The following is a 21,862-nucleotide window of genomic DNA, read 5'->3' as shown; positions in this document are numbered from 1 at the left end:
TGAGAGAAAATTTATACACCATATCAAGCAACATAGGTTTTTTATGCCTCAGATAGGGTAACCCACTGCGCGAGTTTAGGTTTTCAGGGCTGAGGTTTACGATTATCGGCTAATGTGTGTCATCTCGCTTTAATAAGCAACCTAGGCCAGCTTTGTCGTGGCAGCAATTCTTATGGCGTAGAAATGGATTGTTGTTCGGCTTTATATTACAGTCGAGCAATAGGATTAAAACAGCTTTAAAAATAAGTATTTGTAATACTTTTGTTAGTAAGCAGATACGCATGGATGACCCGCCACTGATATGGCGATGTTAACGGTTTAGCGGCGCGAGACATTTCGCCTCAGGAGATAAATATTTTGGATCAAGAACTACGCGTACATGTGTCGCAATGGCTGGCTCACTTTGGTATTGATACCCCAGCCGATGGCGTCTCTACCGGAATTATGTTGCTAGTGAGCGTACTGATCGCGCTAATCGGTTACCTGATTGTCAAACGTGGTGTGGTGCAGGCCATGAATCTGGTGATCCAGCGCTCTAAGGTTACTTGGGATGACATTTTTATGCGCCATCAGGTGCTAGAAAAGTTTGCCTTGCTGGTTCCGACCTTGATTTTAAGTATCTTACTGCCACTGGCATTAGTGGGGCATCCACTGCTGAGCAGCTTGGCCGACCGCCTGCTGGATGTCGCTATTGTTATTTTGTTTGTGCGCGGGGTGTATTGTGCTCTGGATGCACTCAATGAGATTGCCGATGTAAACCTTATCAGCCGCCGCTTACCGATTAAGAGCTTTGTGCAGCTGCTAAAGCTGTTTATGTTCTTTGTGGCTATCATCATCTCTATCTCTGTGTTGGCCCAGCAGTCTCCGGTGTACTTCCTTAGCGGCTTAGGTGTTGCCACCGGTTTGGTGATGTTGGTGTTCCGTGACACCATTTTAGGCTTTGTTGCGGGTATCCAACTTGCCGCTAACCGTATGGTAAGCCCTGGTGATTGGATCCAGATGGACAAATATGGTGCCGACGGTGCGGTCGAAGAGGTGTCATTAACCACGGTTAAGGTGCGTAACTGGGACCGCACACTCACTATGATCCCCGCTTATGCGCTGGTGTCTGATGCCTTTAAAAACTGGCGTGGCATGCAAGAGTCGGGTGGGCGACGCATTAAACGTGCGGTAAATATCGATATCGACTCGATAGCCTTTCTCAGTGAAGAGCAGAAGCAACGCTTAGGTAAAATTAATTTATTAAAAGAGTATCTGGCTCGTAAAGAGGCTGAAATTACCGAATTTAACGCCCATATCGAAGATGGTGATATGCCAGTTAACAGCCGTAATCTAACCAATGTGGGCACGTTTAGGGCTTATCTACTGGAATATATGCACAAGCATCCAAAAGTGCATCAAGATATGACGCTGTTAGTGCGTCAATTAGCCCCAACAACCGAAGGCTTACCGATAGAGATCTACATTTTCACCAACGATACCCGCTGGGCTATTTATGAAGATATTCAAGCGGATATATTCGATCATATTTATGCTGTACTACCGCAATTCAATCTGCGAGCGTTCCAATCACCCACAGGTGCCGATATTCGTAGTTTGAAGGTCGAGCATTAGCCTTAAGGTGTGACGGGGAGTCAGACTCAGTCCTCAAGCTCACTCTCTAGTGACTAAAATGGCGGCGAGGCTAAGAAACACGCCGCCACTGACTCTATCGAACCAATGCAGTCGATTACTGGATTTGAGTTTGGGAGCCAGCATATTAGCCATGCTGGCATAGATCATCACAAAGCTAAAATCTATCACTGCCCAGGTGAGCGCCAATATGGCCAGTTGTGGCATTTGGGGCTGATTGATGTCGATAAACTGTGGAAACAGTGCGCCGAAGAAGAGTAGATCTTTGGGGTTACTAATACCCACTAAAAATGCCTCTTTAAACATTTGCTTAGGCGATCCTTTGCCTTTGATATATTGCAAATCTAGCCCTTGAGCGCTGGCTTTGGTCATGATGAGTTTGATGCCAAGAAACAGCAGATAAGCGGCGCCGCAGTATTTGAGTAGCGCGAAACCATGCTCTGTGGCACTTAACAGTGCCCCCAGCCCCGCTGCAGAGGCTAACATCAAGAGTAACGCTGAACTGACGCTGCCTAGCGCCGTCGCCAAGCTGCGGGTTTTACCGAAATGGATACCGTGGCTCATCGAGAGTACTGCCATGGTGCCTGGTGAAATGGCAATCAATAAGACGGCAAACAGGTACAGTAACCAGGTATCAAAACTCATAGTAAAGCTAGTAGATAAAATGGGCAGTGGCCGCACTATAACCAGTGCGACCCGCTTTAGCAAACCTGCCCGTGGCTATTTTTGCGCGCTGTAATCGGGAATGGTTTTAGGGTAGCGTCCCTTGATGGTGCGGTAGAAATCTAAGATAGCGCCCATCTCTTGTGCTATGTCACCACTGACTTTTATGGCGGGTGGGATCACCACGGTTTTATGGGCAAAATCCAATGCGACCGTGACAATGGGGACATCGGCTGCCAGTGCAATATGGTAGAAGCCTGTTTTCCAGCGCGTGACAGGGCTACGGGTGCCTTCTGGCGCTAAGGCTAGTTTAAAGTGGGCATCGGCTTTAAACAGTTGCGCCACGGCGTCCACTAGATTGTTATTCTTGCGCCGATCCACTGGCGTGCCGCCAATGGCCTTGAACAACCAGCCCCAAGGTGGAATAAAGAGTTGATGTTTTCCGAGGAAATGGATGTTGTGTCCCAGAGCACCACGGGCCAATACACCGATAATAAAGTCCCAGTTACTGGTGTGGGGCGCCACAATGGCAATGTATTGCGGCGTGGTCGGTAAGGCGCCATCAATTTTCCAGCCCATTAACTTGAGTAGTGTTTTACACAGGGTTTGCAGCATAATTTAAGCTCTTTTAATAATGCAGTTGGGTGTTTTTTTGGTTAACTGATAATGTCTTACAGTAGTTTATTATATACTACACCTTAATTTCTCCCGATGGAGTACATCATGGTTAAAAATGGATGGTTAATGCTGGTACTGTTGTTGGTCTTTCCGGCGCAGGCAGTGCCTACGGATGAGATCACCAAGGTGATCACCGAGCAGCAGGACGCATGGAATCGCGCCGACTTAGATGCGTATATGCAGGGTTATTGGCACAATGACAAGGTGCGGTTTGTCTCGGGTAATAAATTTCGTTATGGCTGGGAAGAGACATTAGCGGCCTATAAGAAAAACTACCCAGACAAGGCGACATTAGGCACACTAAAATTCACCATTAACGAGATCAAAATGCTCAGCAACTATGCTGCCCTAGTGGTCGGGCGCTGGGAGTTGACGCGGGCAAAAGATCAGCCCAACGGTGTGTTTACCCTGTTAGTCGAAAAAATTGATGATAAATGGGTGATCACCCATGATCATACCTCTGATTAAGCGGTTATCTCTGGGCTAAGGGTAAAGCGCTGCCGCCCTAGGTTGCGCCCCTTGCCATCGTATCGTACCTCGATAAACTCGCTATTGCCTTGGTTATCTTGCAAGATAATCGAGGTCGAGCGCGTGCCATATTCTGGGTGTTTAATATAGATAGACGACAGCAGTCTTTCCCACTCTAATGCGATGCCTGTTTGTGGCAGTTCGCTGTCTTGAGCTTGGCTTTGGTCGGTCATAATGGCGAGCAGGGCATCGATATCGGGGGGCGTTGTTTGCGACAGTTGTTGCTCCAAGGCGCGGGTGCCTTTAGCCATTTTTGGCCAAATATCGTCTAAGGCCCCATTACTGATGGCATGAAAGCCGGGCGTGAGTTGCTTAAGGCTGTTATCTAAGCTGTGGTAACAATAGAGTTGATTGTGGCGGCCAAACAATAGGTTGAATGGGTTGTAGCGTTGATGATGCTCACTGAGCCAGTTATGGGTAATGCTGCTCGGTTCGTTTAACGCTTTGATCACTAATTCCCCACGGCTGCGGCTATCGGCATGCAGTTGCTCTGGCGCGCGAATATTGGTCAGCGCCGCAATATCGCCCTGTTGATTGATGCCTAACCAGCTTCCCCCCGCTTGGAGATCTTTGCCTGCCAGAACATGATGCTCACTCGGCCAGAGGTGGGCGGGTTCTGTGGGGCGCACATGGAACTCGTCGCGGTTAGCGCAGATGATAACCGGATGGTCAGGATGTACGCCAAGCGCGACAAAGAGAATGCACATTAGCTCAAACTCACAGGATAAATGATGGCTTTAATTTAGCTTTGTCGCGTCATAAAAGCCATCTAAATGGGCATCATCGCCTGACTAATGGTGATGATGTTTGTGAGTGTGCTGCTCAGGTTTTGCGCTTATGGCGTCATCAGCGTGTGCATGAGCCGTATCATCATGGTGATGATGGTCGTGAACTTTTGGTGTCCACAAGGTGATGCGCGCCATAAATTTACGTGGCCCTAACCTAAGTAAGCTTGCGCCAAACAGGAAGGCAATAACGGCTAAGGCTGCGGTATTCAGGTTTTGCGGCAGGGCAATAATAGTGCTCCACTGCGGGATCAGCCAATGGGTGCCTAAAAGGCAGATAATAATAAGTCCGGCTAATAGCAACCTTTGGGGCCAGTTCATCAGTTTTAGCTGCGCCAGATTAAATACCGGTGCGGCGAGCAGTGCGACCATGACAGCCTCGATACTCCAGCCACTGTAGGCCAGCGATAAGGCTAAGACGGCGCCGCCAAGATTACAAAAACGCATAGGTAAAAACAGCGCCATTAGCACCATCACTTGTACCAATGGGCTTTCTAGCGGCACTGATGGATGGCCGATGAGGTTGGCCAAAATCAAACTGAGGATGATCCACGGCGCGCTTCTATCCACTAAATGGGCGAAGCCAAAACGCCACGCCGAGATAGGCAGCCCTTGATGAGGATCGGTTAGTTGCACTCTGGTTAGCGTGAGCAATAGGCCGATAAGGGTTAGGCCAATCAGTTGGATCATCGCTAAGCTTGGCCCTAACAGTAGTAAGGTGATCACTAGCGCTTCAGGGCCTGCCAGTCGTTGCAGCCAGCGCTTGCCTAATTGTGGGTGCTGTGGCGATAAACCAAGCAGATAGCGCAAGGTGGCAATAACGTAGGCCAAAATAAGCACTGGCGCCAAGGTCAGTAACCATTGCATCAGTTGTTCTGTGCTGTGACTGTGATCATGATGCTCGTGCCCACCTGAATCCATGGCGAGTAAAATAAACAGCAAGGCGATGCCGAGCAGGCTGCCAATACCGGCCTGGTATTCGTACTTACCCTGTTTATCGCTGATATTGTTACCATGAGGCTGATGCAGTACCACATGCAAAATGGAGCCGGTGACAAAGGCTTGCAGGTAAACTGTGTTATCTAGGCTAAGGTGGTTAAGCAGTTGTTCGCCCGCGAAGTAGCCGACACCCGTGAGTAGCATCATGCTAGCCAATACCGCCATAGCCCAGCGGTTGCCTACTTGGGGTTTAAGTAACCACCATATGGCTAAACCTACTGGCAGCCGATGCAGTATCACACCCAAGGCCAGTAGCGCTGAGTTGCCCTCTTGTTGGGCTAATACCATGGCGCCACCATCTGTCATGGTGTGTAGCAATAGGCCGGTGATACCCAGCGTTAGCGTGAGGTTATGGGTCACTTCAGAATAGCGATGGAAGAGGCGCTCACTCAGGGTGGGGCCCCACAAACCTATGATCACAAACACTATGGCTAAGAAGCCACCGTGCTCTAATAGTTCAGGCAGAATATGGATTAACACTAAGCCGCCTAGCGAGACAAAGATAAATCCATCTAAGCCTTTTTGCAGGCCTGTTCCCGTGGTAAAGAAACGGTAGAACAGTGGGCCTAGCAGGAGTGCAATACAACTGGCGACGAGATAGTACATATTTAGTGTTAACAAGGGAGTCTAGAAAGCCAGATAGTATACCAGTGTTATGCTGTCCAATCGAATAATTAGCGCGCAGCATCATTTAATTTACATAGCTAAGGCGATAAGCGTCGCAGCTCATGGGGTAAAGATGTTGTGTAAAACCTGCATTTGTTGTGCTATTTGCTGATAAGTATTGAGAATAAGTTGTACAATGAGGCTTAAATTTTTTGACCAATATTTGAGTTATGGACATATTTTCTGCTGCGGTAATGTTGTTTCTGATTATGGATCCGCTTGGCAACCTGCCAATTTTTGCCTCTATATTGCGTCATATTGAGCCCAAGAAGCGGCGCCGAGTCCTGATCAGAGAGTTAATCTTTGCGCTGATCATTATGCTGCTGTTTCTGTATGCTGGCGAAGCCATATTGAACTTCCTTAATTTGCGTTCTGAGTCGGTGAGCATCGCAGGCGGTATCATCTTATTTTTGATTGCCATTAGGATGATTTTCCCACAGCCCGGTGGCGTGGTGGGATTAGCTGCGGGCGAAGAGCCATTTATCGTGCCAATGGCTATTCCACTCATGGCTGGACCGTCGATATTAGCGGCCTTAATTTTGTTAGCCCATACCGATAGCACCCGCATGATGGATTGGACGCTCGCCTTGTTAGGTGCTTGGGGAGCCAGTGCCGTTATCTTACTCTTCTATAAAGGGTTCACTAAGCTACTGGGTGACAAAGGTCTGACCGCTGTCGAGCGCCTAATGGGAATGGTGTTGGTGATGATTTCGGTGCAGATGTTCCTTGATGGCATAGCCAACTATATGGCGCACACGGGGCAAGCTAACTAGTTGTAGCATCAAGGCTTGCCAGCAAATGTGGTAAGCCTTGTGTGAACGCATATCGTAAGCCCTGTGACTATTTAATCCCCCCTTTTTGTCTATCTCCCCCCTAACCATTGCCATAGCGTCACAATGGTGTATTGACTGTGATAGTGATCCTTTTAGTGCTTAGCAGACTAGAATAAACACTATAAACCAATCTATACCGCATATCTGCTGGCGTGGATTAGCTCATGACTGTGGCGATTTATTACCGTTGGGTATGGGGGGATTACGATGAAGTATCAGTGTGTTGCAAGAAAACTCTCGGCGTTTTTTTTGGCAGGAGTTTTGCTGGCTTCAAGTACCCTTGCCGCCCCGCAAGTGCGCAATGGCGATGCTTCTGGGGGATTTGCCGATGCAGGGGTGATTAATCAGCAGCGCATTCTCTATTGGCTGGTCAAACGAGGTGAATTGGCCAGCGATGCCAGTGATGCCGAGCGCCGTGATGCGCTTGCGGCCTTTACCGCCAGAGCTAAGGGCTACCCGCAGAATACGGCTATTATCTTGAGCCGCCTTGAGCGCCAGCAAAGATTGCGGGCTAAGAGTCTGCCGTCCACTCGCACCATGAGTTTTGCCGCCGCCCGCGCCGACGCCGATATAAGTAAAACCGTTAAAGTGCTGGCTATCTTGATTGATTTCCCCGATCTACCCCACGACAACAATCGCTTATCTGCTGGCGATACCAGCATGTATTATCCCAGTTATCCGCGCGCTCATTATCAAGATCTGATGTTTTCCACCTCGGGCTTTGCTGGGCCGCAGGGGCAAAACCTCATCAGTGCTTATAAATATTATCAAGCCGCTTCTGGCGGCAGTTTATTTTTTACGGGTAACGTTAAGGGCTGGTATACCGCTAGTCAAAATGCGGCTTACTATGGTGAAAATGACCCTAATAACAGTGATGACGATCAAGCCGTGCCCGAATTAGTTAAAGAGGCGGTGACGCAGGCCTTAGCTAATATGAGTCAAGCCGAAATCGACACCTATGACGTGGAAGACCCTTACGATCTCGATGGCGATGGTAATGTTAATGAAGCCGATGGTGATATCGACCATGTGATGCTGTTTCATTCCAGTATTGGTGAAGAGGCGGGGGGTGGCGTACTGGGGCGCGATGCAATTTGGTCGCATCGTTATTTTGTCTATCAAGCCGGTGCTCCAGGATACGCTATTGCGGGCACTAACAAGAAAGTGTTTGGCTACACTATTCAGCCCATAGATGCCGCCGCTGGCGTTGTAGTGCATGAATTTGGCCATGCACTGGGTTTGCCCGATGAATATGACACCACCAACACTGGCGATGGTTCGCCAGTGGGAGATTGGTCGATTATGTCTAGTGGCAGCTGGTCGGGTGAACTTGCTGGTACCCAGCCTGTGGGTTTTAGCCCCTATGCTCGCTCTTATCTACAGGATAAATATCGGGGTAACTGGGTGAGAGAGTTACAAGTCGATCTCGACAGTATCCCTATTGGCGGCCAAGAGGTGCGCCTTGTCGAGGCGGTTAATTATGACCAAGTCAATCAAATTGCCCTGAGGCTGCCAGCGGTCGATATTGCCTTTAAGGCGCCCTATTCTGGCGCTTATCAATACTATTCCAATCAAGGCAATTTACTGAGTACCGCGGTAGCGGTGAATATCGATTTTCCAGCAAGCAATAATTTGACCCTTAAGATGAAAGCGCATTGGGATATTGAACTTAATTATGATTATGCTCAGGTGATGATCGATGGTGTAGTGCTTAAGGGTAATTACACTCGATCCAGTAATGGGATTAATGGTGCGACCAATATTATCACCGGCACGTCGGCGGATATCGGCGCGGCCGAGGGCGTGGATAATTGGGTCGACTTAACGTTTGATGTTTCTGGATACGCTGGCAGTACGGGTAGGCAACTAAGTATTGTGTACCGCACCGATGAAGCTGTGGGTGGATATGGTTTTGTGGTTGACGATATTGGTTTATTTGATGGTAATAATCGCCTTTATTTCGATGGCGCAGAAGCTGCCGGAGTGATGCAGTTAACCGGGGGTTTTGTGCGAATTGATAACAATCGCCCCGGTGGTGAGCGCCGTTACCTAGTGCAACTTCGCAGCCATAATGGTCTCGATGCCGGCTTGGCCAGTCGCGATTATGAGCCCGGTGTGCTGTTATGGTTGGAAAACTTGAGTGAGGTCGATAACAACGTCAGCAATCATCCGGGCAGAGGCTTGATTGGCGTGGTGGACGCAGATCAAAACTTAATTGGCAACGCCGCCACGCAAGTACAGATCCGCGATGCGACTTTCAGCATGTTCAATCAATCACGCTATTTTAATGACAATCACCTATCGGCTATCAGTTTGTTCGATGATCGCCGTGATTACAGTGCGCCCTTACAGCCACAATCAGGTTTAGTGTTACCAGTATTAGGACTCACTATGGAGGTTATTGAACAGCAAGCGGATTCTAGCGTTGCTACGGTGCGGTTTGAATACCGCAGTGAATCGGTCAATCTGCCCAGTGCTCATTTTGATTATGAGGCGACCGAGTTAAGGGTCGCGTTTAGCAATACCACATCCGGTGGCAGCGGGCCGTTTAGCTATGTGTGGACGTTTGGTGATGGCAGTAGCAGTACCGATATCTCTCCTACTCATACCTACGCCAATGCTGGGCGTTACCTGGTGACATTAACGGTCACCGATGGCAGCAATACTCAATCGAGTGCGACGCAAACGGTTATCGTGGCCACGACCCGTAATGACGATACCGGTTCCGACTCTGGCGGCGGTGGTAGTTTGGGCTGGATGGCGCTGTCGTTGTTATTATTGCTCGGTTATCGTTTTTGTGGGCATAAGCAGCAATAAGGGTTATTCGAGTCTATGTTGTTCGATAAGTCGCTGCGCCGCCGGTAAAAAGATTTCGCTGACGATAAGCTGCTGCTCGTTATGACTGAAATAACGCCTTCTGCCCCAGAGCGTATGCTCACTGCTCTGGTGTAGGGACTCGATAAGCTTGGCTAAGGTGCTGCAGGCGTTAAACTGACCCACTTCAATTTTACCTGGGATGAACTCACCACTGTTGAACAGCAGTTCGCCAAGGGGGCGACTACCCAAGGTTAAAAAGTCTGACTGAGCATTGTCGAGCATACTGCCGGGGACTAGCGTGCGGGCAAAGACCCAAGGTAAACCGTCAAGGCACAGTAGTACTTCTCTAATCCAGGCCTGTTTTTGCTGTGGCATCTCATTTGCGAAGGGGCTGAGAATATCTTCACCCAAGACTTTTACTTCAAATTGACCACAGTGAGACTTAAGCTTTTGGGTTAAACTACCCGGGGCGAGCAGCCAATCCTTTAAGGGGGAAGGCGGCAGGTGCGGAATCTTATCAGCGGCATACCAGTGAAGAGATTCACCATAGGGAAAGCTTAATTTCGTTACACTCATTGGATTCTCGGTACTATACTCCCAAACGTCAGCAGTTTATCATGCTGGAACTATGATGTCGGTAATTAAAGTATTGGCAAAATGTGGCGATAATTGAGTATCAATAGAATCAAGATGAAGCCGCTTAAGCTAACAATGGCGAGCTTAAATAATTAGGGAGTACCCACCAAAAATGAAAAAGTTTGCATTGCTACTGCTAATACTGGCTAGCTGCAGCATGAGTGTTGGCACCTTTGCCGAAGAGGAGGTCGATACTTATGCCTATTACGGCTTTACTCCCGATATCGTTACTAATTACATCTCTAATCGAAAGAAACTCGGTTTTGTAAAGATTAGCGTTGAGCTGATGGTTAAAGCCCCAGAAGATCTTGTGGTGTTGCAACATCATGATCCCTTACTACGCGCGGCAATTTTGGAAATATTAGGTGCCCAAACGGAAGACAAGGTGAAATCATTAGTGGGCAAAGAAGAGATCCGTCGAGAGTGCTATGAGGCTGTCAATCGACTATTGCAACAAGAGGTGGGTAAACCTTTGGTCGTCAATATGCTGTTTACCAAATACCTGTATGACTAATTGGCGTCAGTTAACACCCTAAATTTTTAGTCATCGCGCAGCCGAGCCTGCGCGATGACCTCTTTAATGGTAACCGCTTCATGACTCAGCCAGATACTCCTCGGCGCGCGAATAACAACACCTCTACAGCTCACAGCAAATCTAAACCCACATTGGCTAAATCGAGCCAGATTAAGCCAACCAATAAGGCTAAGTTAGTGAAAAAGACGCCATCATCACATAAGAAGCCAAGCCAGATACAAGGCCGCGATGCCCCACGCGCTAAAGGACTTCACCCGCGAAACGTGCATGGTAATGGCTATGACTTTAACGCCTTGATTGCCAAGACAGAGCAGCTAAGCCCGTTTGTGCGACCGAATCCTTACGGTAATTTGTCGATCGATTTCGCCGATGATCAGGCGGTTAAAATCTTGAATTTAGCCTTACTTCGGTTGCATTACGGTATCGATTATTGGGATATCCCTGCCGGGTTTTTGTGTCCTCCTATCCCTGGGCGGGTCGATTATCTGCATCATTTAGCCGATCTCTTAGCTGAGGACTGTGCAGCGAATACGCATCGCGTCAGTGGGCGCACCACCCAAGTTAAGCCACCTAAAGGCGCAAAAATTCAGGTGTTAGACATAGGCACTGGGGCAAATGGTATCTATCCTATTTTGGGCGTACAAACCTATGGCTGGCGTTTTGTGGCCAGCGACATCGATCCCCTATCGATAGCCAATGTACAAACCATTGTTGACCATAACCCGTCGCTACAGGGTAAGGTCAACTTGCGGCTGCAGAGCAGACCTAAAGCAATTTTCAATGGCGTCATCAAGCCACAAGAGCGTTTTGATTTGACCATGTGTAACCCGCCGTTTCATGCCTCATTGGCGCAGGCTGCAGCTGGCAGTGAGCGCAAGCTGGCGAACCTTGCTGCTAATCGCCGTGCCAAAGGACATGCAATCCTGGCCAACAATCCTACGGCTAAGCTTAACTTTGGTGGTCAAAAGGCGGAGCTATGGTGTGAAGGGGGAGAGTTGCGGTTCTTGCTGGATATGATCGATGAGAGCAAAGCCTTTGCCCAGCAATGCCTGTGGTTTAGCAGTTTAGTGTCGAAAAAAGATAACGTAAAGCCTTGCTATAACGCGCTAGAACGGCTCGGCGCCGTCACGGTGAAAACCATAGATATGGCTCAAGGTAATAAGTTAACACGAGTCTTGGCGTGGAGTTTTCTCACCCCGCCTCAGCGACAAATCTGGCATAAATTTCGCGGTTAAGACTGAGGTTAATATTTCCAAAAATGCGGGTGGAATAGTACGGCAACGGTCAAAATTTCTAAACGCCCCAGTAACATGCCGATCGCTAATGCCCATTTAGCCACATCAGGCAGTGAGGCAAAATTCCCCGCAGGGCCGATAATGGGGCCAAGCCCGGGGCCGACATTGGTCACAGCGGTAACCGCACCGGTAAAGCTGGTGGTTGGATCGAGACCTGTCATCACGAGTATGACCGATAGCGTCACAATAACCAGCATAAACAGCAGAATAAAGGTGACCAGCGAGCGCACAATATCTTCGCTAATGGTGCGGCCATTGTAGCGTTCTTTGAAAATACCGTTAGGGTGGAACTGCTGCTTAAGTTGCTCGCGCATAATGGCGATGGCAATTTGAAAGCGGAAAATTTTAATCCCGCCCGATGTCGATCCCGAGCAGCTACCTGCAAACATTAAAAACAGAAAGGCAACGTTGGCTAGTGCTCCCCAGGCGGTATAGTCAGTGAGCCCATAACCTGTGGTGGTGACCACGGAAACCACGTTAAAGCTGGCTAGGCGCAAGGCATCGATAGGCGTCATTTCGTGCCCCTGCCAAAGCCAAAAGGCTAGGCTGCAAGAGACGCACACTAAAAATAATAGGTAGCCTTTAACTTGATCATCATTCCATATTTTTACCGAACGCTGTGACAGCGAATGCACAAACATCAATAGTGGTAATCCACCTGCTGCCATAAACAGGATGCCAACCCAATGCGCCGAGTTCGAGAAGGCCGCCATCGAGCTGTCAGAGGTCGAATAGCCGCCTGTTGAAAGAGTCGTCATGGCATGGTTTATGGATTGGAACCAAGTCATGCCGGCAAGGTGATAGGCGACTCCACAAGCTACAGTCAGCCCCACGTAGACAAAAAACAACTGCTTGGCCATATTCTGCGTGCGCGGCACCGCTTTTTCGCCCCAGTCTGATGACTCGGTTCTAAATAGCCGCATGCCACCGACGTTAAGGAAGGGCAAAATGGCCACTGCCATCACAATAAAGCCTATACCGCCGAGCCACTGCAGTAGTGATCGCCAGATAAGAATGCTGTGATCCATGGTGTCTAAGTTAGATAATACCGTCGAGCCTGTGGTGGTGATCCCCGACATGGTTTCGAAGAACGCGTCGGTGTAGTTAATGCCGTGATAGAGGGTAAAAGGCATGGCAGCGAACAAGCTAACAATCAGCCAGGTGAGGCTGGTGAGCAGAAACATATCGCGTATATTAAGACGCAATTTGTCTCTGTGTCCTTGGTGCATCGAGGCGCTTGCACAAGTGCCGGTAACCAATGAGGCGATCATAAAGGCTCCCACTGTTTCTTCACCATAGAATAGGGCAAAGAGCAGCGGGATAAACATAAAGGCGGTCAGGGTCGACAGGAAAACGCCTAATATGAACAGTAATGGCCGAATATTAAGCATATTGAGCTGCCACTGAATTAAAGGAACGGCTAAAAGAAGAAGGCGCTAGGTTGAAACAGTTTTTCAACTTCACCAACAAACTTCTTATTGACTAAGAAAAGGATGACATGGTCGCCTTGTTCGATAACGGTTCTGTCATGGGCCATCAAGACCTCTTCATCTCGCACAATGGCACCTATGGTTGTACCCGGGGGGAGTTTGATTTCGCCAATCTGTTTACCCACCACTTTTGAGGTGCTGGGGTCGCCATGGGCAATGGCCTCAATGGCTTCTGCTGCGCCACGTCTGAGGGAGTAGACGTTACAGATATCCCCTTGACGAATGTGAGTTAACAGTGCCGAAATAGTGGCTTGTTGGGGGGAGATAGCGATATCGATATTGGCCTCTTGCACAATATCCACATAGGCTTCACGCTGGATCAGCACCATCACCTTTTTCGCGCCCATACGTTTAGCCAGCAGTGCTGCCATGATGTTGGCTTCATCGTCATTGGTTACGGCAATAAAGACATCGGTTTGATCTATATGTTCTTCAAGCAGCAGCTCTTGGTCTGACGCGTCACCGCAAAATACCGTGGTGTTTTCTAGCTTTTCTGATAGCGCTTCGGCGCGATCTTGTCGATGCTCAATCAGTTTGACCGAATGATTGCGCTGCAACTGCTTAGCTAACCCTAGGCCTATGTTACCCCCGCCTGCGATCATGATATTACGATAGCTGTTGTCGAGCTTTTGCATTTCGCTCATCACCGCGCGGACATGGCGGCTGTCGGCTACGAAAAAGACCTCGTCGTCGGCTTCGATAATCGTGGTGCCGCGCGGCATAATAGCGCGGCCTTGCCTAAAGATGGCCGCGACCCGGGTATCAATATTTGGCATGTGCTCACGCAATGCTGCCAATGCATTACCGACTAACGGGCCACCGTAATAGGCGCGCACGGCCACTAAGCTTAGGCGCCCTTCGGCAAACTCTAGTACCTGCAATGCCCCCGGGTATTCTACCAAGCGGCGAATATAGGAGGTGACCAACTGCTCTGGTGCGATGAGTTCATCGATAATAAAGCCGCCACGTGGGCGGTTTTCGCTGTTTTTAGTTTCACTGTTAATAAACAGTTTGTCACGCAGGGCAAGGTATTGCTCTGAGCGAATACGGGCAATTTTCGTCGGGGTACCATAAAGCGAATAGGCTATCTGGCAGGCGGCCATATTGCATTCATCGCTATTGGTTACTGCAATTAACATATCGGCGTCTTCGGCCCCGGCGTCTTTGAGTACGCTGGGGTGAGCACCATGACCGAGTACAACGCGAAGATCGTACTTGTCTTGTAGGGAACGCAATCTTTCTCTGTCGTTATCGACGATAGTGATATCGTTATTTTCGCCCACTAAGTTTTCGGCTAATGTGCCGCCAACTTGTCCTGCACCTAATATGATAATTTTCATAAACTAACGTTACCCTTTAAGCAGACGTGCGTAATAAAACCCGTCCATATTGTCTTGTCCTGGCGTGATTTGCCAGCCGATATCGTCGCGATGAGTCTGCTGCGTAATGGGTACGAGCGTGGCGTCCGCCGTTCTGGCCAAAAAGGCGCTGATTTGCTCGGCATTTTCTTGCGGCAAAATAGAGCAGGTTGCGTATAGCAATGTGCCACCCGGTTTTAGCCACTGCCAGCAGTGATCTAAAATTTGTGATTGCAACGTGGCTAACTCTTCGATATCCGCTTGTTTTCTAAGCCACTTAATATCTGGGTGACGACGTATTACGCCAGTGGCGGAGCAGGGGGCGTCGAGTAAGATGCGATCAAATTTTTTCCCTTGCCACCATGAGTCAATATTGGCGGCATCACCGTGGATCACCTTGGCGTGCAGTGACAAACGGTCTAGATTTTGTTGTACCCGTTCGAGTCGTTTGGCGTCAAAGTCTACGGCGACTAGATCTATGCTGTTTTCGGTTTCTAGCAGATGGCAGGTTTTGCCCCCGGGCGCGGCACAGGCATCGAGTATTAATTCGTTGGCCTGCGGTGCCAGTAAGGTGGCCGCCCATTGTGCTGCGCCATCTTGTACCGATGCAGCGCCGTCGCTAAAGCCTGGCAGTAGAGCCACATCTTTAGGGCTGTCCAGTAAAATGGCGTTGTCGCTGTTGCCTGCAGTGGCACCAATCTCTTGCTCAGCGAGTAATTCTAGGTAGCGCTGGCGCGTTTGTGATAACGCGTTATTACGCAGCCACATAGGTGGACGTTGATGGCTCTGCTCTATCACCTGTTGCCAAGTGTCTGGATACGCTTCTTTAAGGCGTTTGATCAGCCACGCCGGCGTATTAAAGGCCAAGGTGTCGTTATCGGTTGGCAGTGGTGCTTGATTACGCTGTAGGTTACGCAATACACCATTAACCACTTTGACTAAACCATCGAATTTAAGCTGTCGACAGGCTTCGGCGGTTTCTGAAATGGCCGCATGGCTTGGAATACGAGTGAAATACAGTTGGTAGCAACCAATTAATAGCAGCTGGTGGACGATACGTTGCTTGCCTTTCATCGGCTTGCTCATGCAATCGCTCACTAGTTTGTCTAACTGAGGCAAATGACGCATCACGCCATAGCTGAGTTCGGCCAATAAGGCTTTGTCTTTAGCGCTACTCAGTTTCTGCTGTTGCTCGGGCAGAGCGACTGACAATGACACGCCTTTTTCCAGCACCTGAAAAATCACTTTGGCCGCTAACGCGCGTAAATTCATCACGAGTTAGCCTCAAGATTGTCTGCGCCATTGTGCAGTCGAGTGCCTGGAGTAAACCAGTCGGCGCGAGAGTTTAGGATCTCGGCCACAGGCAGCGCTTTTTTACCTGGGAGCTGTATGGTTTGTAGCACTAAGGTCCCAGCACCCGTCGCCAAGGTAAGACCTTGTTTATCGGCGGCTAAAATGGTCCCTGGCACGGCGTCAGTTGAATGCTCTCCAACGGCGGCTTGCCATACCTTAATGCTGGCATCCATATGATTGAAGTGGCTTACCGGCCAAGGATTAAAGGCTCGGATCTCACGCCACAGTTGTACGGCAGGTTTACTCCAGTCGAGCAGCGCTTCCTCTTTGCTGAGTTTTTCAGCGTAATTGGCGAGGGCTTCATCTTGTGGCTCTGGAATGAGCGTGCCTTGAGCTATCCCTGCTAGCGCTTCAATCAGTGCACCTGGCCCTTGTTGAGCGAGCTTTTCATAGAGAGTCGCCGAGGTGTCGCTATCTTCGATGGGCAGATGGGTTTTAAGCAGCATGTCACCCGTATCTAGGCCAATATCCATCTGCATTATGGTCACGCCAGTGGCGGCATCGCCCGCCCAAAGTGCGCGCTGGATAGGTGCAGCACCTCGCCAGCGAGGCAGTATTGAGCCGTGCACATTGATACAACCCAATCGTGGTGTGTCGAGTACCACTTGCGGCAAAATCAATCCGTAGGCGACCACCACCATGATATCTGCATTCAATGAGGCTAATTCAGCTTGTGCCTCTGGTGTGCGCAAACTACTGGGTTGGTACACAGGAATATTGTGCTCAAGTGCCAATGCTTTCACTGGGCTTGCTTGCAGCTTTTTACCGCGCCCTGCGGGTCTGTCAGGTTGAGAATAAACCCCTATCACATTGTGCTCAGATTCGATCAGCGCTTGTAGGTGGCGGGCAGCAAAGTCTGGCGTGCCCGCAAAAATGATATTGAGTGGTTTCAAGTGCAACTTATCCTTGCTTGGCTTCGAGACGGGCGGCTTTTTCAAGCTTCTGTTTAATGCGCTGCCGTTTCAGGGGCGACAGATAATCGACAAATAACTTGCCATTGAGGTGGTCAAGTTCATGTTGCAAACAGATAGCAAAAAGCCCATCAGCCTCTAAAGTGAACTCGTTACCATGGCGGTCGAGGGCTTTGATTTTTACACACTCGGCGCGATCGACTTTGGCATAAACCCCGGGTACCGATAGGCAGCCCTCTTCATTGGTAAATTCACCGCTTTTTTCGAGAATTTCTAAATTAATAAAGACTTTGGGTCGCTCTATATCATCTTGTAGATCCATGACGATAAGTTGTTTGTGAAAGTCGACTTGGGTGGCGGCTAGGCCGATGCCCTTTTCTTCATACATGGTTTCGAGCATATCATCGATCTGTGTTTGCAGCTCGGGGGTAAATTCTGTCACTGGCTCCGCAATGGTGCGTAAGCGTTCATCTGGAAAACGTAATACTTTGAGTAAGCTCATACATAAACTCTTAACAAGTCTGTCAAATTTGAGCCAGTTAGTTATACTGACTCAGGCTAATAGGTTAATTTTAATCCTTAGTGGCATTCAATAACAGCAAAAGCTCTATTTAAAGAGCAAACAGCATGGATACCCCCATGAAACGACTAATTTTACTCGGTTTAATGATATTAAGTTGTTCGTCTGTTTTCGCAGACACTTTGACATTGAAGTCTGGTCATCCTGACTCTTACATAGTAAAGAAAGGCGATACCCTTTGGGACATTTCTGCACACTTCCTTAATGATCCTTGGCGTTGGCCTAAATTGTGGGGGTCGAACCCACAAATTGCCAATCCTCATCTCATTTATCCTGGCGACAGGCTGACGTTGGTGTTTATCGATGGCGAGCCCAGATTAGTGGTTAAACCCCATGTGCGTAAAAGTCCACAGGGGCGTATCATGGCCAAAGACGGTGCGATTCCTGCTATCGATTTGTCCTTAATCCAAGCTTATTTAGTGCAAAACCGTGTGGTTGATAGCCGTTGGTTTGAGCAGCAACCCATGGTGATGGGCGGAGAAAGTGAATCTAAGCATCACATCATCAATGACATTGTTTATGTGCAGGCTGAACTCACCGTGGGTGACAAATTGGGCGTGTATGCACCTGGGCGTGAATTTGTGGCCCCCGACTCGGGCGATAACTTAGGCCAAGAGGTGATCATGACCGCTAGTGGTCGTGTCGTTGAGTCTGGGCCAATTTCAAAAGTCCGTTTGTTGAGTAATCTGCAAGAGACCAAAGCCGGTTATCGTATCTTACCTATTGATGATGACTCACTCATGTCTGCGTACTTTATGCCTAAGGCTGCGACAACGCCTGCTTCGGTATTGGCGGCCGAGGGGAGTTTGCGAGAAGTGGGTAAACTCGATGTGGTGTATATCGATAAAGGCAGTAATGGGGGTGTCGAGCCTGGTCAGGTATATTCCATTTTCAGAGATGGCCAAGCCATAGTGATCGATGGCGATGGCATGCCGGTAAAACCAGAAGATCGCAGCACTTATGAAGATCTTCTTTCGAGTATCTCTGCCGATAATGAAATTAAGATGCCCGATATCTATCATGGCAAACTCATGGTGTTTAAAGTGTTTGATAAGGTGAGTCTTGGGTTGATCTTACTCAATAAAAAACCGGTGCGCGTTAACGATAAGCTGCTGCAACCGGACACGTTATTACAAGGTGAATAAATAGACGACAAACTGGTCGATTGGCTAGTTGTTTGTGCTGTATCTGGGCTTGGACCCGCTCGGATTAAACAATTATTAAACTACATGGAAGTAGAGGAACTCAGGCATAGGCTAGAGCATGAACCGCATGCGCTACCTTTGCCTGAGAAACTGCTGAATCGCTCGTTCGCACCTGATTTTACCCGTGTTGAAGCGGCGCTCAACTGGCTGGCTAAAGCCGATAATCATCATATTATTTGTCAAACTTCTTCTCTTTATCCCAGTTTGTTGCTCGACATCAGTGATCCTCCGCCCCTGCTCTTTGTTAAAGGAGCACCGACCGCTTTACTGCATCCAAGTATTGCAGTGGTGGGCAGTCGCGCTGCATCTCAAACGGGGCTTTCAACCGCTTATCAATTGGCAACCGAGCTAAGCGATGCGCATATTGGCGTTACAAGTGGCATGGCTGCCGGTATTGATGGTGCGGCTCATCAGGCGGCGATTGATGCCAAGAAGCCTACGGTCGCTGTGCTGGGGACTGGGGTCGATGTGGTTTATCCTAAGCGCCATAGGACGTTATATCAGGCGATTGTGCAGCAAGGATGCGTGATCAGTGAGTTTTGGCCAGATATGAAACCTTATGCTGGTAACTTCCCTAAACGTAACCGTATAATTAGCGGCCTGTCGTTAGGTGTACTCGTGGTTGAAGCCACGCGTAAAAGTGGTTCCTTGATCACCGCTAGGTTGGCATTAGAGCAGGGACGAGAAGTGTTTGCAGTGCCGGGGAATATTTTGGCGGGCGATCATCAAGGTTGTCATGATTTACTGCGTGATGGCGCCAAACTTGTCGAGTGTGCGGCCGATATTATTGAAGAGCTGACACCTTTATCGAGTTTCCACCTTGAAGAGTTACATCGTCGCCACCATATAGGGGGGAACGATGCTTCTGATTTGCCATTTACCTCACTGTTAGCTAGTGTAGGTTATGAGGCCACGCCATTAGATGTGGTGGTCGAACATAGTGGAAAAACGATAGAGCTAGTACTAGAGCAAATGCTTGAACTTGAACTGCAAGGTTGGGTTTCAGCGGTACCCGGTGGTTATATAAGACTTAAGAGGAGCTAGCCATGTTTGATATCCTCATGTATCTATTTGAAAACTATGTTCACGGTGAGGTTGAGCTGTTGGTCGACGAGGATGAGTTGACGCAAGAGTTAACCCGCGCTGGTTTTCATCAGTCTGCAATTATCAAGGCCTTGTCTTGGTTAGAGCATTTGGCTTCATTGCAAGAAAGTGATCAGCCCTATTTGTGCAATCATGATCAACATTCATTTCGTATTTATACTCAAGATGAGATGGAAAAGCTCGATGTCGAATGTCGAGGCTTTTTGCTGTTTTTAGAGCAGATAAAAGTATTGAGCGTCGAAACCCGTGAGATGGTGATCGATCGCGTCATGGAACTGGATGAACCTGTACTGATTTTAGAAGATCTCAAGTGGGTTATCTTAATGGTATTATTTAATGTGCCTGGTAACGAATCTGCTTATGAGCAGATGGAAGATCTGATTTTTGAGCAGCCAGATGGTCGGTTCCATTCATAATCGACACAGCAATGGCAACACATTAAGGAGGCGATAGCCTCCTTTTTGAGTTTAAATCACCATAGGTTTAGTGGCAGATGATAATTGATTAACATCATACCCTAGGGATTAAAATACCTGAGTATCAGCAACGGCGCCCATTGAGGAAAGCATGTCTAAAATAGATCAGCAACTGTTTAGCTCGCATGAGCACGCGTTAGAAAAAGAGTATGAACTCTGTCCTAAGTGTGGCTGTGAGTTGTCGATAAAAAACAGTAAGCATGGTGGGTTTATCGGTTGTAATAATTACCCAACTTGCGATTACACTCGGCCGTTGGTGCATCATGAGTCGATAGAGAGTCAGGTCATTGAAGGCTCAGAGTGCCCAGAGTGTGGTGCGGAGCTCGCGGTAAAGTCGGGTCGTTTTGGTATTTTTATCGGCTGCACTCGTTATCCCGAGTGTACTCATATTGAAAAGCATGATCATGACGACGAGCAGGCGCAGATTGCTTGTCCTAGTTGTAAAAAGGGAGTCATAGAGCATAGAACCAGTCGTTTCGGTAAAACATTTTACGCCTGTAGTGCTTACCCTAAATGCAAATTTTTAGTCAATTATCCTCCAGTGGCAGAAACCTGCCCCGACTGTGGGTTTGGTATCTTGGTCGAGCGTAAAGGCGCAGCCGGTATGCGTGTGGAATGCCCGCAAAAGGCATGTAAATATAAACGCCCTTTATAGGCGCTTATGTTTACAGCGTTGTCAGTATTAGCCATCTCTGTATAATCTCGACTCATTGAAAATGATAATGCGTCTAAATAAGTTCGACGAGAAGGTTAGGCTAAATGTTGCAGCAAGATCCCCATGCGGTAGTTGATGTTGTTTTACAAGGCGGTGTCATCGCGTACCCAACAGAGGCGGTATATGGCTTAGGTTGCGATCCTGATAATGACAGTGCCATTCAAAAGTTGCTTGAATTAAAGCAAAGGCCTTGGCAAAAAGGGCTGATCTTAGTGGCTAGCGATTTTTCACAGCTAAAGCCCTATATTGACGAATCGCAGCTTAGTGCCGAGCGGTTGCAACAAGTATTCGACAAATGGCCTGGGCCCTTCACCTTTATCATGCCCATTAAACCTAACTTATCTCAGTTACTCTGCGGCCAATTTAATTCATTGGCGGTAAGGGTCTCTAATCATCCCGGTGTACAAGCCTTATGCCAAGCTCTGGGTAAACCCATTGTTTCGACCAGCGCCAATTTGACCGGCCAAGATCCTGCGATGACGGCAGCAGAGGTGATTTTGCAGTTTGATGGCAAAATCGATGCGCTGGTTACAGGCGAGTTAGGCCGTGAGCTAAAGCCTTCGACGATAATCGATGCCATTAGCGGCAAGATTTTGAGATAAA

Annotated in this window: 21 protein-coding genes; 11 read left to right on the top strand and 10 right to left on the bottom strand. The window is 48.6% G+C overall.

Going from position 1 to position 21,862, the window contains the following annotated elements; translation table 11 throughout:
• Positions 1 to 357 precede the first annotated feature (357 nt).
• Positions 358 to 1,614, top strand: coding sequence for a mechanosensitive ion channel family protein (locus AC0VXX_RS17610; protein ID WP_475515331.1), 1,257 nt, complete (start codon positions 358 to 360; stop codon positions 1,612 to 1,614).
• A 39-nt stretch (positions 1,615 to 1,653) separates the two neighbouring features.
• Here AC0VXX_RS17610 and AC0VXX_RS17605 read toward each other — a convergent pair whose 3' ends face one another.
• Both AC0VXX_RS17605 and AC0VXX_RS17600 read right to left on the bottom strand, forming a co-directional pair.
• Positions 1,654 to 2,277 (bottom strand): LysE family translocator, encoded by a 624-nt coding sequence (locus tag AC0VXX_RS17605; RefSeq protein WP_475515330.1) that lies wholly within the window; start codon positions 2,275 to 2,277, stop codon positions 1,654 to 1,656.
• 75 nt (positions 2,278 to 2,352) lie between these two features.
• Positions 2,353 to 2,910 carry a lysophospholipid acyltransferase family protein gene (locus AC0VXX_RS17600; RefSeq protein WP_475515329.1) on the bottom strand — a complete coding sequence of 186 codons (558 nt, stop codon included), beginning with the start codon at positions 2,908 to 2,910 and terminating at the stop codon, positions 2,353 to 2,355.
• Between the two features lie 108 nt (positions 2,911 to 3,018).
• On the opposite strand from AC0VXX_RS17600, the gene AC0VXX_RS17595 reads away from it, so the two are divergent.
• A complete protein-coding gene (locus AC0VXX_RS17595) occupies positions 3,019 to 3,441 on the top strand; it encodes a YybH family protein (protein WP_475515328.1) in 423 nt (140 codons plus the stop codon).
• Here the strand turns inward: AC0VXX_RS17595 and AC0VXX_RS17590 are convergent.
• Both AC0VXX_RS17590 and AC0VXX_RS17585 read right to left on the bottom strand, forming a co-directional pair.
• The gene (locus AC0VXX_RS17590) at positions 3,438 to 4,208 is read right to left on the bottom strand and encodes an NRDE family protein (protein WP_475515327.1); all 771 of its coding nucleotides are present in this window, start codon (positions 4,206 to 4,208) and stop codon (positions 3,438 to 3,440) included. The two genes, AC0VXX_RS17595 and AC0VXX_RS17590, sit on opposite strands and share 4 nt — an antisense overlap.
• Before the next feature lie 84 nt (positions 4,209 to 4,292).
• Positions 4,293 to 5,891 (bottom strand): ZIP family metal transporter, encoded by a 1,599-nt coding sequence (locus AC0VXX_RS17585; protein ID WP_475515326.1) that lies wholly within the window; start codon positions 5,889 to 5,891, stop codon positions 4,293 to 4,295.
• Between the two features lie 230 nt (positions 5,892 to 6,121).
• Between AC0VXX_RS17585 and AC0VXX_RS17580 the strand changes: the two genes are divergently transcribed.
• A complete protein-coding gene (locus AC0VXX_RS17580) occupies positions 6,122 to 6,724 on the top strand; it encodes a YhgN family NAAT transporter (RefSeq protein WP_119979302.1) in 603 nt (200 codons plus the stop codon).
• Between the two features lie 267 nt (positions 6,725 to 6,991).
• On the top strand, positions 6,992 to 9,601 hold the full coding sequence (locus AC0VXX_RS17575) for an immune inhibitor A domain-containing protein (RefSeq protein WP_475515325.1): 2,610 nt from the start codon (positions 6,992 to 6,994) through the stop codon (positions 9,599 to 9,601).
• Between the two features lie 3 nt (positions 9,602 to 9,604).
• On the opposite strand, the gene AC0VXX_RS17570 is transcribed toward AC0VXX_RS17575, so the two are convergent.
• On the bottom strand, positions 9,605 to 10,177 hold the full coding sequence (locus AC0VXX_RS17570) for a chorismate--pyruvate lyase family protein (protein ID WP_475515324.1): 573 nt from the start codon (positions 10,175 to 10,177) through the stop codon (positions 9,605 to 9,607).
• Between the two features lie 172 nt (positions 10,178 to 10,349).
• On the opposite strand from AC0VXX_RS17570, the gene AC0VXX_RS17565 reads away from it, so the two are divergent.
• Entirely contained in the window at positions 10,350 to 10,751 is a 402-nt protein-coding gene (locus AC0VXX_RS17565) for a flagellar basal body-associated protein FliL (RefSeq protein ID WP_475515323.1), read from the top strand.
• Between the two features lie 80 nt (positions 10,752 to 10,831).
• Positions 10,832 to 12,007: a 23S rRNA (adenine(1618)-N(6))-methyltransferase RlmF gene (gene rlmF / locus AC0VXX_RS17560; protein WP_475515322.1), complete on the top strand. Its 1,176-nt coding sequence runs from the start codon at positions 10,832 to 10,834 to the stop codon at positions 12,005 to 12,007.
• Positions 12,008 to 12,015: 8 nt separating this feature from the next.
• On the opposite strand, the gene AC0VXX_RS17555 is transcribed toward rlmF, so the two are convergent.
• From AC0VXX_RS17555 to def, 5 genes are read right to left on the bottom strand one after another with little or no spacing between them, the layout of a single operon-like run.
• Positions 12,016 to 13,458 (bottom strand): TrkH family potassium uptake protein, encoded by a 1,443-nt coding sequence (locus tag AC0VXX_RS17555; RefSeq protein WP_475515321.1) that lies wholly within the window; start codon positions 13,456 to 13,458, stop codon positions 12,016 to 12,018.
• A 29-nt stretch (positions 13,459 to 13,487) separates the two neighbouring features.
• Positions 13,488 to 14,897 carry a Trk system potassium transporter TrkA gene (trkA, locus tag AC0VXX_RS17550; protein ID WP_475515320.1) on the bottom strand — a complete coding sequence of 470 codons (1,410 nt, stop codon included), beginning with the start codon at positions 14,895 to 14,897 and terminating at the stop codon, positions 13,488 to 13,490.
• A gap of 9 nt (positions 14,898 to 14,906) precedes the next feature.
• Positions 14,907 to 16,187: a 16S rRNA (cytosine(967)-C(5))-methyltransferase RsmB gene (gene rsmB, locus AC0VXX_RS17545; RefSeq protein WP_475517068.1), complete on the bottom strand. Its 1,281-nt coding sequence runs from the start codon at positions 16,185 to 16,187 to the stop codon at positions 14,907 to 14,909.
• The gene (gene fmt / locus AC0VXX_RS17540) at positions 16,187 to 17,161 is read right to left on the bottom strand and encodes a methionyl-tRNA formyltransferase (protein WP_475515319.1); all 975 of its coding nucleotides are present in this window, start codon (positions 17,159 to 17,161) and stop codon (positions 16,187 to 16,189) included. Before fmt ends, rsmB begins: the two co-directional genes overlap by 1 nt.
• A 7-nt stretch (positions 17,162 to 17,168) precedes the next feature.
• Positions 17,169 to 17,681 carry a peptide deformylase gene (gene def / locus AC0VXX_RS17535; RefSeq protein ID WP_475515318.1) on the bottom strand — a complete coding sequence of 171 codons (513 nt, stop codon included), beginning with the start codon at positions 17,679 to 17,681 and terminating at the stop codon, positions 17,169 to 17,171.
• 125 nt (positions 17,682 to 17,806) lie between these two features.
• Between def and AC0VXX_RS17530 the strand changes: the two genes are divergently transcribed.
• From AC0VXX_RS17530 to tsaC, 5 genes are all read left to right on the top strand, one after another.
• Positions 17,807 to 18,904, top strand: a complete 1,098-nt coding sequence (locus tag AC0VXX_RS17530; RefSeq protein ID WP_475515317.1) for a LysM peptidoglycan-binding domain-containing protein — start codon at positions 17,807 to 17,809, stop codon at positions 18,902 to 18,904.
• 84 nt (positions 18,905 to 18,988) lie between these two features.
• Positions 18,989 to 20,008, top strand: coding sequence for a DNA-processing protein DprA (dprA, locus tag AC0VXX_RS17525; RefSeq protein WP_475515316.1), 1,020 nt, complete (start codon positions 18,989 to 18,991; stop codon positions 20,006 to 20,008).
• Positions 20,009 to 20,010: 2 nt separating this feature from the next.
• Positions 20,011 to 20,484: a DUF494 family protein gene (locus tag AC0VXX_RS17520; RefSeq protein ID WP_475515315.1), complete on the top strand. Its 474-nt coding sequence runs from the start codon at positions 20,011 to 20,013 to the stop codon at positions 20,482 to 20,484.
• Between the two features lie 151 nt (positions 20,485 to 20,635).
• Positions 20,636 to 21,199, top strand: coding sequence for a DNA topoisomerase family protein (locus tag AC0VXX_RS17515; RefSeq protein ID WP_475515314.1), 564 nt, complete (start codon positions 20,636 to 20,638; stop codon positions 21,197 to 21,199).
• Positions 21,200 to 21,303: 104 nt separating this feature from the next.
• On the top strand, positions 21,304 to 21,861 hold the full coding sequence (gene tsaC, locus AC0VXX_RS17510) for an L-threonylcarbamoyladenylate synthase type 1 TsaC (RefSeq protein ID WP_475515313.1): 558 nt from the start codon (positions 21,304 to 21,306) through the stop codon (positions 21,859 to 21,861).
• The last annotated feature ends 1 nt before the right edge of the window (position 21,862 follow it).

This window comes from Shewanella sp. QJM3NY_23 (assembly GCF_056173105.1).
This window is presented reverse-complemented; position numbering and strand designations above follow the sequence as displayed.